General features: G+C 66.0%; 13 protein-coding genes. 2 read left to right on the plus strand and 11 right to left on the minus strand.

From position 1 onward, the window contains the following. Positions 1 to 58: 58 nt before the first annotated feature. The gene (asnB, locus tag BLT62_RS04040; protein WP_083362916.1) at positions 59 to 1,915 is read left to right on the plus strand and encodes an asparagine synthase (glutamine-hydrolyzing); all 1,857 of its coding nucleotides are present in this window, start codon (positions 59 to 61) and stop codon (positions 1,913 to 1,915) included. 46 nt (positions 1,916 to 1,961) lie between these two features. Here asnB and BLT62_RS04045 read toward each other — a convergent pair whose 3' ends face one another. The 5 genes from BLT62_RS04045 to BLT62_RS04065 form a co-directional block, all read right to left on the minus strand. Further along, positions 1,962 to 2,801, minus strand: coding sequence for a glycosyltransferase (locus BLT62_RS04045; protein ID WP_083362917.1), 840 nt, complete (start codon positions 2,799 to 2,801; stop codon positions 1,962 to 1,964). Next, positions 2,798 to 3,694: a glycosyltransferase family 2 protein gene (locus BLT62_RS04050; RefSeq protein WP_083362918.1), complete on the minus strand. Its 897-nt coding sequence runs from the start codon at positions 3,692 to 3,694 to the stop codon at positions 2,798 to 2,800. Before BLT62_RS04050 ends, BLT62_RS04045 begins: the two co-directional genes overlap by 4 nt. 69 nt (positions 3,695 to 3,763) lie before the next feature. Continuing rightward, the gene (locus BLT62_RS04055; RefSeq protein ID WP_172829629.1) at positions 3,764 to 5,284 is read right to left on the minus strand and encodes a DUF4082 domain-containing protein; all 1,521 of its coding nucleotides are present in this window, start codon (positions 5,282 to 5,284) and stop codon (positions 3,764 to 3,766) included. Positions 5,285 to 5,522: 238 nt separating this feature from the next. After that, a complete protein-coding gene (locus BLT62_RS04060; protein ID WP_172829630.1) occupies positions 5,523 to 6,788 on the minus strand; it encodes an O-antigen ligase family protein in 1,266 nt (421 codons plus the stop codon). Positions 6,789 to 6,913: 125 nt separating this feature from the next. Further along, the gene (locus BLT62_RS04065; protein ID WP_156786233.1) at positions 6,914 to 7,615 is read right to left on the minus strand and encodes a YveK family protein; all 702 of its coding nucleotides are present in this window, start codon (positions 7,613 to 7,615) and stop codon (positions 6,914 to 6,916) included. Between the two features lie 85 nt (positions 7,616 to 7,700). Here BLT62_RS04065 and BLT62_RS04070 point away from each other — a divergent pair, with 85 nt between their 5' ends. Next, positions 7,701 to 8,387: a hypothetical protein gene (locus BLT62_RS04070; protein ID WP_156786234.1), complete on the plus strand. Its 687-nt coding sequence runs from the start codon at positions 7,701 to 7,703 to the stop codon at positions 8,385 to 8,387. On the opposite strand, the gene BLT62_RS04075 is transcribed toward BLT62_RS04070, so the two are convergent. The 6 genes from BLT62_RS04075 to BLT62_RS04100 all read right to left on the minus strand — a co-directional run bounded on the left by BLT62_RS04075 (position 8,350) and on the right by BLT62_RS04100 (position 14,289). Next, positions 8,350 to 9,348: a TolB family protein gene (locus BLT62_RS04075; RefSeq protein ID WP_231919334.1), complete on the minus strand. Its 999-nt coding sequence runs from the start codon at positions 9,346 to 9,348 to the stop codon at positions 8,350 to 8,352. The two genes, BLT62_RS04070 and BLT62_RS04075, sit on opposite strands and share 38 nt — an antisense overlap. A 14-nt stretch (positions 9,349 to 9,362) precedes the next feature. Further along, entirely contained in the window at positions 9,363 to 10,676 is a 1,314-nt protein-coding gene (locus BLT62_RS04080; protein WP_407937555.1) for an MFS transporter, read from the minus strand. A gap of 12 nt (positions 10,677 to 10,688) precedes the next feature. Further along, positions 10,689 to 11,324, minus strand: a complete 636-nt coding sequence (locus BLT62_RS04085; RefSeq protein ID WP_083362924.1) for an acyltransferase — start codon at positions 11,322 to 11,324, stop codon at positions 10,689 to 10,691. 264 nt (positions 11,325 to 11,588) lie between these two features. Continuing rightward, positions 11,589 to 12,137: an adenylyltransferase/cytidyltransferase family protein gene (locus BLT62_RS04090; RefSeq protein ID WP_083362925.1), complete on the minus strand. Its 549-nt coding sequence runs from the start codon at positions 12,135 to 12,137 to the stop codon at positions 11,589 to 11,591. Beyond that, positions 12,137 to 13,678 (minus strand): sugar transferase, encoded by a 1,542-nt coding sequence (locus tag BLT62_RS04095; RefSeq protein ID WP_083362926.1) that lies wholly within the window; start codon positions 13,676 to 13,678, stop codon positions 12,137 to 12,139. The genes BLT62_RS04090 and BLT62_RS04095 overlap by 1 nt, the downstream gene beginning before the upstream one ends. 407 nt (positions 13,679 to 14,085) lie before the next feature. Continuing rightward, positions 14,086 to 14,289, minus strand: coding sequence for a cold-shock protein (locus tag BLT62_RS04100; RefSeq protein WP_047405211.1), 204 nt, complete (start codon positions 14,287 to 14,289; stop codon positions 14,086 to 14,088). Between the last annotated feature and the right edge of the window lie 4 nt (positions 14,290 to 14,293).

Below are 14,293 nucleotides of genomic sequence, written 5' to 3' on the forward strand. Positions count from 1 at the left end.
GCGAACTCAGGCTAGCGAACCTTGCCGCTCGGCACCAGAGTCACGGTATGCTCCCCTCATGTGCGGGATCGCAGGAGTGCGGCAGTTCGAGAGCACGGGGGTGTCCACCGACGTCCTCAGGGCGATGGCAGCGGCCCTGCAGCATCGCGGGCCAGACGACTCTGGAACCTGGAGCGAAGGTGGCGTCGGCTTCGCGCACACACGGCTTTCCATCATCGACCTTGCTGCATCCCGCCAACCGATGGAGAGCGTCGACGGCCGGTGGGTCCTGGTGTTCAACGGCGAGATATTCAACTATCGACAGCTGCGCGAAGAGCTCGACTACCCCTTCCACACCAACGGAGACACAGAGACAATCCTCGCCGGAGTCTCCATACATGGCCTCGACTTCGTGAACGAGCTGGTCGGCCAATTCGCGCTCGCGCTCTTCGACAGGGCCACCGGGTCGGTCCACCTCGTGAGGGACCGACTGGGTGTGCTCCCGTTGTACTACAGCCTGAAGCCTGATTCGCTGGTGTTCGGGTCAGAGGTCAAAGCTCTGTTGGCCGCCTCACCGAACAGGCCCGATGTCGATCTTGCAAGCCTGGACGCCTACCTGAGCGCGCGTTCCGTCGCTTCGCCCCACACGCTCTTCGCGGGCGTCTCCAAGCTCCCGCCTGGCCACCGGGCAGAGTTCAGCGCAGACGGATCGGTCGTGCTGACCCGGTACTGGCAGCTTCCGCCCCCGGACGACGATGGCGCATGGAACGAGCAGCGAGTCGTCGACGAGGTCGATCGGGCGGTGACCTCGGCGGTGGAATCGGCGCTCGTCGCGGACGTTCCGGTCGGGTCCTACCTCAGCGGAGGGATCGACTCCAGTCTGATCGTGGCGAAAGCGGCCGCGCTCCGGCCCGGGCGCACGCTGCACACCTTCGCGGCGGGTTTCGGCGACCCGCGCCACGACGAGTTGGGCTGGGCGAGGCGTGTCAGCGAGATCGTCGGCTCTGAGCACCATGCGGTCCAGGTGGACGCCGAAGACTTCGAGCGGCTGTGGCCGAAACTGACCTGGCATCGGGACGCACCGATGTCAGAACCGGCGGATATCGCGGTGTTCCGTCTCGCGGAGGCAGCGCGACAGCATGTGCGCGTCGTGCTCTCTGGCGAAGGCGGCGACGAGCTCTTCGCGGGGTACCCAAAGTACCGGGCGGCCGCGGTGATGTCTGCTGCAGCGCGGCTGCCCGCTGGCGTGCGTGCCGGGGCAGCGGGGCTGGTTGAGCGCCGATTGCCCGAGCGCTACGCCCGGCAGCGAATTGCGCTCCGCGTATGGGGTGCCCGCACCCCGAGCGAGCAGTACCGCACCTGGTTCGCCCCCTTCACCGCGTCGGAGCGCCGCGCCCTGCTCGCGGGGCTACCGGGCCGGCCGCTGGGCGGCGAAGGCGTCGGCCGCGACCCGATTCGCGAGATGCTGGTGCATGACCTGGGCTCCTGGCTGCCGGACAACCTCTTGGAGCGGGGCGACCGGATGTCGATGGCTGCATCGCTCGAGCTCCGACCGCCCCTGCTCGACCACCGGTTGGTCGAGCTCGCATTCCGAATCCCGTCTTCCTACAAGGTGCGCGACGGCAACACGAAGTGGGCGCTGAAAGCGGTTGCCCGGCGCTCATTGCCCTCGGAGATCGTCGACCGGCGCAAAGTCGGGTTCCGCGTTCCACTTGACTCATGGTTCCGCTCCGGGCTGCGTGACTCGATGTGGGACAGGCTGACGGGGACGGACTCCTTCGTGGCCCAGACTCTGGACCGCCAGGCGATCCGCAGCTTGCTTGAACGCCACGAGAGCGGAAAGTTCGATGAGTCGAGCAGGATCTGGACGCTCATGTCGCTCGAAGTCTGGCACGAGACGTTCTTCCGCGTGCCCCAGACGACCCGAGTCGACTGACAGCGTGTGCGGCTTGTGCTGGCCGCACGACGACGAGGTTTCCGAGTCAGAGCGTTTCGCGGGAGCTGCTGTCCCTCTCCCATGCGCTTCCTCGTGCGGTCTTGGCGCGCAGACGGGAGTAGCTCACGATCGTCAGGTAGACGCCCACGTCGACGAGTCGAAGGGGTTGTTGCCGCAACAGGCGTCGCAGGTCGTTGAGCTGCCCGCGCTGCCCCTCTGAGACGGCCAGGCCGGGGCGCGCCACCTCGGTTTGGGTGCGGTAGCTGCGCTGGAGGATGCGAACGAGGTCTGCCGTGCGGCGGGGTGTGGTCACGATCACGGGATCGGTCGAGACAATCGCGATCTCCTCGCGTGCGAACAATGCGTCGATGAACAGGTCATCCGAGACGATTTCGGGGAACTCCCCAAAACGGGCACGGCCGTTCGTGGAGAGCGCGTAGCAGCCGGCCCCCCAGAGTGCACCCGCAATCGATGGCAGCCGTGCGCGGACCCAATACCATCGGCGCACAGGCCAAGAGGCGCGGCTCGTGTCGAAATGATGAGGGGGGCGGCCTGCAAGCGTCTCGCCGGCGAGCGCATCGAACACGGCGCGGGCCGCACGGCTGCTGAGCACGACGTCGGCGTCGAGGTAGATGCGAGGGCCGGTTTGCGCGAGCCTGTCGCCCTCGCGCAGTGCGGCGGTCTTGGACGCGACGTCGAGCTCGATGACGTGCGCGAATGCGAAGCCGCGGCTGATGGCGGCCGTCTGATCGGTGCACCCATTGCAGACCACGAAGACCTCGACATCCGCTGCGGCCGCGAACTGTTCGAGGGCCTGCAGCGTCCGCCCGATGACGGCCTGCTCGTTGTGTGCGGCGATGATGATGCTGCCGCGGTGCGCGGTCATCGTCGCCCGCCGGGGAGCTCCGTGCGCGCGCGTGCCGAAAGCAGCGCCCTCAGGGCCGCGCGGGAGCCTGCACGATGTGGCCGGACAACGTTGTGCATGACCAGCACGGTCGCGAAGATGCTTGAGGCGAGGGGGCCGTGCCACTTGCGAAAGTAGCGCAGCTTGTTGATCTCAATGAGAGCGTCGAGTTGTGGCGAGGAGCCAGAGCCGGAACCGCGATGCCGAACAACCGCGGCGGGCGTGAATCGGAGCGTCATCCCCTGTTCTCGGATGCGCCGGGAGTAGTCCGTCTCCTCCGAGTACAGGAAGAAGCGCTGCTCGTCCCACGCTCCGACGAGTTCCGGCACGTCCGCACGAACGAGGAGGGCCGCTCCCGTCGCCCAGTCCACCGTCCGCGCCGACAGGTAGTGGTGGTCGGTGCGCACCATCTCGGCGAACCAGTGCGGCCTGCTTGGCCAGCGATCGCCGAACAGAGCTTCGCCGAGCGAGCGGGCGATGCTCGGCTCGCGCCGCTGGGAACGTTGGGTGAGACCGTCGGCGTCGAGGATCAGGGGGACGGCGGCGGACACGGATTCGTCGATCTCCGCCGCGAGCGCAGGGAGTGCTCCGGGCAGGAGGACGAGGTCCGGATTGAGGAAGACCGTGTACCGACCGGGAGGCGAGGCGGCGAGGCCCCGGTTGAGCCCGCCCGAGTAACCAAGATTGGCCCCAGCTTCGACGATGGTCACGTGACCACCATCGGCCAGGGCCAATGGGAGGGTGCTGCCGGGATCGTTGTTGACGATGACTGCATGCCAGCTGTGGCCGGCGGCAGCGGCGGGGAGAGAGGCCAGCAGTTCGAGGAGGTCGTCGTTGCTGCGGTAGGCGACAACTATGACCGTGAAGTCCAGCATCCGTCCCCCTCACTCACTGGCGGCAGCAGCAACGCTACGCTGTTGCCGCCAGCAAGTACAGGGATGTGCCTAGGAAGAAGGAACCGGGACCTTGGCGCCATTCTGCATCACATTGCCGGTCCACTCGTTGCCGACCCCGCGGGAGTCCCACGCGACGGCGCTGCCGTAGTAGCCACACTTCGGGTTGGCGTCGGTGCCGAAGGTGTTGTCGATGAACTTGACGTTCGAGGACGGGTACTGGCTGTTGTGAGCGGCTTCACCGCCGGCGTAGACGCAGTAGCCGCCGCCGTTGAACAGGTTGCCCTTCACCAGTGTGTTCGTGAAGGAGTTCCACTGGTTGAGGAAGGCGAGCGATGCCGTGAAGTTGCCGGCCGAACCGGAGTCCAGTCGGTTGTTCACGATGGTGTAGTTGGGGCCACCCAGGCTCAGGATCGCCTCGTTGTGCGAGCCGTTGGAGACGGGCATGTCGTGGATCCACGAGTTCGAGATGGTCACGTTGGCGTCGAGCATCGCGCCCTTGCCCCAGCCATGGATGTTGCAGGACTCGCAGGTGAAGTTGGCGTAACCGATGCCCTCGGTCTTCGATGCCCACTCGCCACCGGGGCCAGCGATCTCCGTGCGCTGCACGGTGAGGCCCTTGTACGGCGGGCGGATCTGAACGCGCCCGTTCACCTTGGAGTTGCGGATGGTCACGTTGTCAGCGTTGATGATGACGTCACCGTTGAACTCGACACCGTCGTAGACGGCCCCTGCGGTCTTGACCGTCAGCCCGTTCATCGGCTTCAGGACGGTCCCAGCCGGGTAGCCAGTGGTCTTGGCGCTGGGCCACGTGCCTGCGGGCAGCGGGTTCTCCGGCGTGACCGGCGGGGTCACCGGCGGCGTGACCGGCGGGGTCACGGGTGGGGTCACGGGCGGCGTGACCGGAGGGGTCACGGGCGGGGTGACCGGCGGCGTCACGGGCGGGGTCACCGGCGGCGTGACGGGCGGGCGGGTTGCGCTGTCGGACGGGGTGAAGAGCGCGTCAACCCAGTAATTCGAGGAATTCCACGTCTTGGTGGGGAACGCGGCCTTCGAGGTGTACTTGAAGACGCCGCTGTTGCGCTTGGCAACGCTCAGGTACTCCGAGCTGGCAGACGTGAACGTGTAGTTCTCGGTGGTGGCGTAGCGGCCCTTGGGCGCCAGGTAAGACACGGTGTAGCTCTTGCCCGCGGACAGCTTCACCGGCTCGCTGAACTGTGCGACCTGCCAGCCGGAGGCCGTGCCCGTCGGGAAGGTAGCGCTTGCGAGCAGCTTCCCCGAGCTTGTCCACAAGTGGCCGACCTGGGTGCCCGTGGTCGCTGCCGTCTTCCAGAACCGGACGCCGCTGACGGCGCCATCCGTCTTCGCAGTGAACTTGGTACCGAGCTCAACGCTCTGGCGATCGCTGTCGGTCTTGACACCGCTCGGAGCAGACGTGCCCCAGATGCCCATCGACTTCGACGTGGCGGTGGCGGTGGCGGTGGCGGAGGCGGGTGCCTGCGAGACTTCGGCCGCATTCGCGGACAGAGCGATGCTCCCCGCCAGGACTCCGGCCAGAATTCCTGCAGTCACCGTGACAGGTGAGAGTGCTCTTCGACGCCATGTTGACGCACTTCTGCGCTTCATGCTTCTCCAATGGATTGTGAAACGATCAATCAGGAACCGGGATCGGACATCCTTCGGTCGCTATCGAAACGCCGTGACGGATCCTGACGAAGTCTCAACTTTCACATAGGTTCGTGTGCTGGATCAAATTGGTTTGCATCTTTGCAGAGAGCTTGGAGGTTTGCGTGCATGACACGCCCCCCAATTATGGGTACATTCTCAGTGTACTGCTGCCGCCCGCCAGAAGTGAGGCCGCAGGCTCGGCGGGGGTGACGAGTCGACGGTACGCGCCGCTCAGCCCGATCACGAGAAAGAGCGTGCCTGCGGCTTGCGGGAAGGAGAGGGCGTCGAAGAGCGCGAGGAGCGAGGCGCCAGCGAGAAGTGAAGCCGTCAGCGCCACGCCGATGTCATTCATGAGCGGAGTGTGCGAGCGTCGACGAGCCCCCAGCGGGGTGAATGCCGAGGCCGCGAGGAGGCCGATCAGCGTCAACAATCCGAGCGCGCCCGTCTCGACGAGGAAGAGCAGGTACTGATTGTCCAGAATCCGATAGGCGGGCAACAACGTGCTGAAGCCACGGCCCGTCACGGGGAAGTTCGCGAACATGGATTCGACGAGGGCGTAGCTGGACGTGCGGGAGGCGGCACTTGCGTCATTGCCAATCGATTCGAAGAGAAACCTCAGATTGGTGATCACCCTCGGCACGATCAGGTACGTGAGTCCCCCCAGCGCGAGAATGAGGGTGAGTATCAGGCGCCTGGCACCGGGGCCGAGCGCCAGGAGAAGTGGAGCGAGCGCCGCAGCGAGCCCGATGTAGGCGGAGCGAGAGCTGGACAGGAGCACTCCAACGAGGATCAGCGCGCTCATTGTCCAGAGCAGCACTGCACGGGACCCACGGGAATGCAGCGCGTAGACGATGGCCAGGGGGAGCGTCATCGAGAGGATGACGGCATACTCCAGCGGGTGGGCAGACGTCGCGGCTGGTCGCGCGAAGCCGCCACGAAGATCCAGGCTCGAATAGTCGCTGTTTGCGGAGAGCCCCGGCAGGGTGATCTGATCCACGAGGGGAAGATTCGTCATGAACTGCGCGATTCCGAGGAGTGCGATGAGCCCGCCCGCTAACGCAAAGCGGCGGATGATCGCGAGAAACCGATCCTCTGTCGGCGGGCCGTCGAGGGCGATGACCGCGATTCCAACCATCGCACCGACTCGCAGGAGGCCCGTGTCGGCGGGGCTGATCTCAGCGACGGGGAGGGCGCGGGTCATCGCGGCGATGTAGCTGAGCAGCATGGCGCCGGTGAAGAGGAGCAATCCGAGCCGAATGGGGTTGCGTGGTGCCTCATCGATGGGGTGACCGAGCTGCGCGCGAAACCAGAACCACCAGACGAGTGCGCCGAGCCCAAAGATCGTTCCGAGCGAGCCAAGCGTGCCGAGCGCGCCGATCCGGAGGGTGGAGGGAATGGCGTAGAGCACGATGAAGTACAGGGTGAGGATTGTCACCCCGTCGGGGAGGATCTTGAATGCCGCCGCGCTGAGCTGGCGCGCGCGACTCGCCACGAGGCTCATCGGCTACGTCGGCATCGCGCGGTGTTTCACGGTCATGACTTGAGGCTCTCCCTGTGCGGCGCGGTGCTCGCGTTCTCCTGTGCCCACACCGCCAACGACTCAGCGGTCTCGGCATGTTCGGGGGACTTCGATCGCTTGCGACGCTTGTTGACGAGTCCATCAACGATTCCCGCCAGCAACACCGTGAGCGCGAGACCACCCGCGGCCACGAGCCCAGTGAGCTGGATGCGGCGCTTGTTGTCGCTCTCGGCGTTCACGTCGACGGTGATGTCCGAAGCCGTGATGAGGGCGTTGCGTGGAACGTTGAGGTCTGCCTGCATTCCGAGAAGTTCCTGCGGGATCTGCGAATGGATGCTCTTGACGAGTGCGAGGGCATCGGGGCCGGCTTCCGCCTCCGCCTCGATCAGCAGGATCGGCCCGGTCGAGTTCCCGTCAACCGTGACTGTGTACTCCGCATCGGGATACGTGTCTTCCAGTGGGCCACGAACCGCCTCGGCATCCAAGCGTCGTGTGAGCACGTCCAAGGCCTGCCCGAGCCCGCCCAAATACAGGTAGGGGTTCCCGTCTTCGCCCACGACTGTGGGCGGCGGGACCAAGAGCACGCTGGCCTTGGCTGTCCACGTTTGCGGGACGTTCATGTAGGCACCGACGGCGAGTGCGGCGGTAAGGAGAAGCCCGACGAGTACGACTGGCCACCGTCGGAGTAGGCTCGCGCCGAGGTCTCGAAGATACACTGCGCCTCACTCTCACGATTCTGTGAACATGATGTCTCACCTAGACTAGGGGCTCATTTCCCTGCAATGGCGAGGGAGGCCAGAGATGACCGTGTGGCGAGCGCTTGGGATCCTCGCGCGCCGTTGGTACGTGGTGCTTGCTGTGGCGCTGATCGCCGCACTGGCGGGTTTCTTCGCCCTGCGCGGCGCAGGTGTGTACACAGCTCAGGTTTCTGTGCGCCTGCTCACACCGGCCGCGCTCACAAGCGACGAGAACTCGCTGGGGGTGCGGCCCGAGGGGCTCGCCAAGTTCGCGGCGCTGATCGAGAAGCAGTTCAACGGCAATGACGAGATCATCAGGTTCGGCTCTCCGGATGCCACGCTGGCGGGAGCCGGAGTGCGCTCCGGAGTCAGCGTCCGCCTGCTGAACTCCGGCAGCCAGTGGAACCAGAGCTTTCGGGAGCCACTGCTGATCGTCGACGTCGTCGGGACGAGCGCCGCTGGCGTGACCAGCCAGGTCGACTCGACTGTGGCCGAATTGACGCGCATCATCAGCGAGAGGCAGGACGACGCCGGCATTGACCCGCGATACTCGGTGACGACCCTGGTCTCGCCGGATCCGCCGGCCGTGAACTACATCAATGGCAACCGCTCGCGCGCGCTCGCGGCGATTGGGATCCTCGGACTGGGGATTGCCGTGCTTGCCGCGATAGAGACCGACCGTCTGCTCCTGCGGCGCAGCGCGCGAAATCTCCTCAGCGCAGCACAGAAGGCGACCACGCGTGCTCGATGAACAGTTGTGCCGCGCCGGCCCCGTCGGCGCTGATCGCCCACACGTCATAGTCGCCAGGGCTGCCATCCCGGGGCATCCCATAAAGAAGCATCCGGTTGTCGAGCCACTCGATCTGATCGTCCACGCTGCGTGCCTCTGGAAGCACGATTTCCTCGCCTGTTGAGACGCTGCGAACAGCGATCGCCCAGAACGGGCTCGGGGTGTCGGACACCCTCTTCTTGTAGGCGATGCTGGCGCCGTCTGGCGAGAGGGACGGGCACTCGGCGGTCTTCGCGATCGCTGTCATGGTGCGGGTCGTGAGGTTGCCCAGTGCCAACCACGTTGCCCCACCGGACGCAACGGTTGCGTAGAAAGTATTGTTGTCCGCTGAGAACGTGACCCCCCAAATGTTGCGGTCTGCGGCAAGCAGTGGGGCGTCGTTCACGACGATGTCAAAGTTCTCGAGATTGCCCAGATCCTCGCCGGCAACGGTGTGAATCGTGGTTTGAGTCGAAAAGCCGACGGTCGCGTAATTGTGCCCGGTGACGAAGGCCGTCGTGGCGACGAGGGTGCCGTCCGGGGAGAGGCGTGTCCGACTCGGAATGCCGGCCAGGGGTGACTCGCGGAGGCGTTGCAGAGACGCATCGTAGAGGGCGGCACCGAATGTCGTGGTGATGCCGCGGTCCGTGTGCAGGCAGCTCACAACGTCCGTGTTCGCCGCAACGCGGTCGCACGCGATGTCCGTCAGGTTCCGCGGCCCGCTTGGCGCATCGACCGGGACGAAGGCGAGGAGCCCGTACCCTTGGCCCGATGCCGTGTTCCGGAACGCAATGTGCTGACCGTCCGGAATCCCCAGCGGCGCATCGGTGGCGTCGACTGCGCTGGGGGCCGAGGATCGTTGCTGATAGTCCTGATATGCAAGCACTCCATACGTGCCTGCACCGCCAAAGAGCAGCACGCCGACGGCTGCAACGATCAGCACGCGCCCGCGCGCTCTCACAGGCCCTCCGACCCTTCGGCAGTAGAAGCGATGCCCCGCACCAGCACACCGGCGACAACGATGGCGACGGCGAGGGCCGACGCGACGATGAGCACGGCGATGCTCTGGCCCACGGCGAACCAGAGCACGCCGAACCCGACCGACGCGACGAGTCGCGTCAGCGCGACCACGGTTTGCGCGGCAGCAATCCCGGTTGCGCGCGCGGCCACCGGGGTGTTCACCGCCGCAAGGGCCGCCAGAACGCCATCTGTGGACGCATAGAACGCGCCGAGGAGGAGCAGGCAGAAGATCGTGGTCACCGCACCCAGACTCGGCGCAGCTGCGCACAGGTAGGCGCCCAGCAACGCGAGGTGTCCCATCACGAAGACCCTGCCGCTCCCCAAACGATCAGCCAAGCGCCCACACGGAATCGCCAAGAGCAAGAATGCGATGTTGGTTCCCACATAGAGCAGCGGGAACCACAGCGCGGCGAAGCCGTCACGACTTTGTAGAAGCAGGTAGATGAACCCGTCACCGATGGTGACCAAGCCGAGGATGCCGGCGACCACGAGCACGCGCCGCAGCCGAGGGTCGGCGAGAAGGCGCAGACGGACGCGGCGCTCGACCGGTGATGACTCTGTGCCCTGCGCGCCACCTCTACCAGCGCGCCGCCGCGCTTGCGGGCGAAGGTTGGGCACGAGGACCACGAGCAGCACAACGCCGAGCACGGCAAACGCGAGCGAAACCAGGAAGACAGTGTGGTAGCCGTCCGGGATGAGGAGCAGGATCACGAAGGCCAGCAGCGGCCCGGCAGCTGCGCCGATTGTGTCGAGCATGCGGTGGGTGCCGAATGCGCGGCCAATGCTCTGTCTCTGAGACGCGGCGGAGATCAAAGCATCCCGGGGTGCGGTGCGCAGACCCTTGCCCAGGCGGTCGGCCGTAACGACGGCGATTATGGAGGCGAACCCCGTGGCGAAGAGCAACCCAATGCGGGCAACTGCAGACAGCCCGTATCCGGCGAAGGCGACCCATTTGGGGTGATCCCCCCGGTCAGCGGCCCACCCGCCCGCTATGCGCACGAGCGCGCTGACCCCTTGGTAGAGGCCATCGATGAAGCCGTAGGCAATGGTCGAGAGCCCCAAGGCGCCTGTGATGTACAGCGGGAGAATCGCAGCGGTGGATTCCGACGAGATGTCAGTGAGCATGCTCACGATGCCCAACGTGATGACGACGGAGGACACGCGCCCTGAGCGCGAATGGCCTGTCGGCGTCTCGGCGCCGGGGAGGTCGTCTGAGGGCTCCGGAGGCGAGGACGAGAGGGAGATGTACAACGCCGGCGCCGCTCAGGGCTCGATGGGGAGGAGTCTGCCGCTGCTCTCGGAGTAGAGCTCGCCGGTTTCCGGACACTTCCAGATGCTCTCAGCGGAGCGCTGCAGGGGTATGCCCGCGCGGCCGACCCAGCCGACCTGTCGCGCGGGTACTCCCGCGACAATGGCGAACGCGGGCACGTCCCGGGTCACCACGGCGCCGGCGGCGACGAGCGCCCAGCGCCCGATCTCGAGCGGAGCGATGCACACGGCTCGCGCGCCGATTGACGCCCCCGTGCGCACCGTCACGCCGACCGCGTTCCAGTCCTCGGCACCCTTTCGCGAGCCGTCGGGGTTGACCGCCCGCGGGAACTCGTCGTTCGTGAAGACGACCGCCGGCCCGACGAAGACTCCGTCTTCGAGCACGGCCGGCTCGTAGACCAACGCGTGGTTCTGCACCTTGCAGTTGTCGCCCAGCGTGACACCCGGCCCGATGTACGCCCCGCGGCCGATCACGCAGCCGGAGCCGATGCTCGCGAGCTCACGCAACTGAGCCAGGTGCCACACCGCTGATCCTGCGCCGATGTGCGCGCTCGCGTCGACATCGGCGGTCGCGGCAATGAGCGCGGCCGGCGGGCTCGGGGGCACCCTCTTGCGTGCCGGGTCATCCATGGTCGTCCTTCGTGTGCCGAAGGGCGCAGCGCGCCGTGGCGAGAGCTGGATGGCGGGGCCTAGGCATGGCCGCACCGCAATCCGGTGCGGAGGGGTGATGCCGAGAGAATCCCGAGGCTGGGTCGGCCGGCGCCAACAGGCGCAGCAGGTGGGGGACCTAACTGCCAATGTGGTGGTCGGCACGCTTTCACAGCGATCACGGTTGCTCCTGCATTTCGGGCCTACAGGTACGGCGGCGGGCGAGCCGCCGAAGTTGACAACGCCTCAACTCTTGTCGTTCCCGAGCCTACGCCTGGCCCTGTCGAGCCCAATGCCCCAATTCGGGGGCCGACTTTCCGCGGCGCGTTGCGGGTGAGCGCACCCAATCTCGACCGCGTCCAGCGCCCGGCGCAGTGCACTGCTGGCGGTGGTGATCGTGTAGGGGAAGTAGACCACCTCGACTCCGATGTCGGCGAAGGTGAATTCCAGTGCGTGCCCCCGCTCGGTGCCCTTCCAGTCATCGCCCTTGAAGTAGATGTCGAAGCCGACGCGCTGCCACGTTTCCAGCTTGTCGAGGGCGGTTTCGGCGACGGCCTCATCGACAAAGGAGATGTGTCGAACGATCTCCAGCCTCTCCGCGAGCGGAACCACGGCAGCGGAGCCACGAGTGTGGAGGAGCACCTCATCCGACACGACTCCGGCGATGAGGTAGTCGCACTGACTCTTGGCGTGGCGAAGGATGTTCAGGTGGCCGACGTGGAACATGTCGAATGCGCCGCCGGCATAGCCCACGCGGTGGCGGATCCGCTCACCGGCAGTGGAGCGGCTCTCCATCAGTAGGCCCCGCGGGGGCTGATGACGGTCCTGAACGTGCGCCAGATGATCATCACGTCTCCGGTCAGCGACCAATTCTCAACGTAATAGAGGTCGAGCCGGATGCTCTCCTCCCAGCTCAGGTCAGAGCGGCCGCTGATCTGCCAGAGACCCGTGATCCCCGGCTTGATGAACAGCCGGCGGTGCGCGCTGCCCTCGTAGGACTCGACCTCGGTGGCCAGAGGGGGCCGCGGCCCCACGACACTCATGTCGCCGACCAGGGCGTTCCAGATCTGCGGCAGCTCGTCCAGCGAGTACTTGCGCAGAACGCGCCCGGCGCGGGTTACCCGCGGATCATTGCGCAGTTTGAACAGCACACCGGCGCCCTCGTTCTGGTCGAGCAGCCCGGCGAGGTCGTCCTCGGCGGTCTGCACCATCGAACGGAACTTGAGCATCTGGAAGCTGCGCCCGTTGCGGCCACAGCGCTCCTGTCGAAACAGGACGGGCCCGGGGCTGTCGAGCTTGACGACGACGGCGATTGCAACCATCAGCGGGAACAGCGCGACGAGCGCGAGGGCCGCCAGCGTGACGTCCAGGGTGCGCTTGAGGATGTGCTTGCCGCCCTCGAAGCTCGGGATCTCGACGTGGATGAGTGGGAGGCCCTCGACTGGCCGGAAGTGGATGCGCGGGCCAGCCACATCAGTGAGTCGAGAGGAGAGCACCAGCTCAGCCGCGGTGCCTTCCAAATCCCAGCCGAGGTTTCGGATGAACTCGCTGCCGCCGTCTGGGTTGCCGGCGACGATGACGGTGTCTGCGTAGACGGCTTCGGCCGCCTGGGCGATGCCGGCGAGGCCGGACACAACCGGCACGCTCTGCGTGCCGACGTTGAGGAACTCGCTGGCGCCGTCCTGGAGTGAGACGCCGACCACATGGAAGGCAGCACCGGACTTCGACTCGATCTGCGAGATGACGTAGCTGACATCCTCGCGCTTGCCGACGACTATGGCCCGGGCCAGGTAGTGCCCGAAAGATCGCTGGTGCAGCAGCCACTTGCGCCACAGCCAGCGATCGAGCACGAGGCAGGCGATGCCGATTGGCAGCGCGATGATGAAGTAGCCCCGGGCGACGTTGACTTGGAGCACCAGGAACGTGATCGCCAGCAGCCCGAAGGCGAGCGCACTGGCGTTGACGACTCGCTTGTACTCGAGCGCTCCGACGCCGACGACGTGGGGGGCCCGCGTGTGGAAGGCGGCCAGGGTCAGCAGCCAGGCACCGAGGACGAGGGCGGTCACGGTGGCGTACTCCGCGGCCAGGAGCTCGGACCGCCTGAGAGCGTCGCTGGAGAAGAAGCCGACGAGGCCGACGGCGACGACGACCGAGAAGATGATGCTGACATCGGTCAGTCGCAACCGGTCCCGATAGCGACGGGCCCAGCGCAGGCCGGAGGCGGGGTAGTCGGCGGCCAGAGCCTGAGCTTGCGGCTTCAGCGTCGGTGCACCGACCAGCTTCAGCCGGCGCGGCAGCGGAGGTGTGTTGGGCTCCACAGAGCGGAACTCACTCATGGTCCCACCGCAGAACAGCGCGAGATGCGAGCGGTGCGAACAGCGACCGGAGGGGCGCGGGGGTGCTGGATTCTTGAACTAGAGGTTGACGATTGGGTCGACAAAAAATTAGAGCGGTCACAAATATCCCTGCATTTCGGGTCTACAGGTACTGCGTCGGGTGAACTCAAGATCAGCTTTGACAAGGTCGCTAGGACGACCGAATCAAGAAGTGAAAACCTCTCAGCTAATCTCGTGCATGACCTTACGCCCCGTCGGCCAGCCCGGTATACCCCAATTTGGGGGCCATCGCCGGGGCTGCTGCTCGGAGCGCTCCGCTCAACGAAAAAACGGCCCCGCCGAAGCGGGGCCGTTCAATGACCTTGGAGGTCTAGCGCACGGCCCGAGGGCGGTGCGCGGTACTCAGACTAGAGCGGGCGGATGTTCTCAGCCTGCAGGCCCTTGGGGCCACGGGCGGTCTCGAACTCGACCTTCTGGTTCTCGTCGAGGCTGCGGTAGCCATCGGTTGCGATTGCGGAGAAGTGCGCGAACACGTCGGCGCTTCCGTCGTCGGGGGTGATGAAGCCGAAGCCCTTTTCAGCGTTGAACCACTTCACGGTGCCGGTTGCCATTTTT

Origin of the sequence: Microterricola viridarii (assembly GCF_900104895.1) — a bacterium.
In the GTDB taxonomy this organism is placed as follows: Bacteria; Actinomycetota; Actinomycetes; order Actinomycetales; family Microbacteriaceae; genus Microterricola; species Microterricola viridarii.

Bases quoted from the DNA above. Each gene is read 5' to 3' on its own strand.
- BLT62_RS04085 (WP_083362924.1), bottom strand. From the start codon at position 11,324: ATGGATGACCCGGCACGCAAGAGGGTGCCCCCGAGCCCGCCGGCCGCG.
- BLT62_RS04045 (WP_083362917.1), bottom strand. From the start codon at position 2,801: ATGACCGCGCACCGCGGCAGCATCATCATCGCCGCACACAACGAGCAG.
- BLT62_RS04070 (WP_156786234.1), top strand. From the start codon at position 7,701: ATGACCGTGTGGCGAGCGCTTGGGATCCTCGCGCGCCGTTGGTACGTG.
- asnB (WP_083362916.1), top strand. From the start codon at position 59: ATGTGCGGGATCGCAGGAGTGCGGCAGTTCGAGAGCACGGGGGTGTCC.
- BLT62_RS04050 (WP_083362918.1), bottom strand. From the start codon at position 3,694: ATGCTGGACTTCACGGTCATAGTTGTCGCCTACCGCAGCAACGACGAC.
- BLT62_RS04100 (WP_047405211.1), bottom strand. From the start codon at position 14,289: ATGGCAACCGGCACCGTGAAGTGGTTCAACGCTGAAAAGGGCTTCGGC.
- BLT62_RS04090 (WP_083362925.1), bottom strand. From the start codon at position 12,137: ATGGAGAGCCGCTCCACTGCCGGTGAGCGGATCCGCCACCGCGTGGGC.
- BLT62_RS04095 (WP_083362926.1), bottom strand. From the start codon at position 13,678: ATGAGTGAGTTCCGCTCTGTGGAGCCCAACACACCTCCGCTGCCGCGC.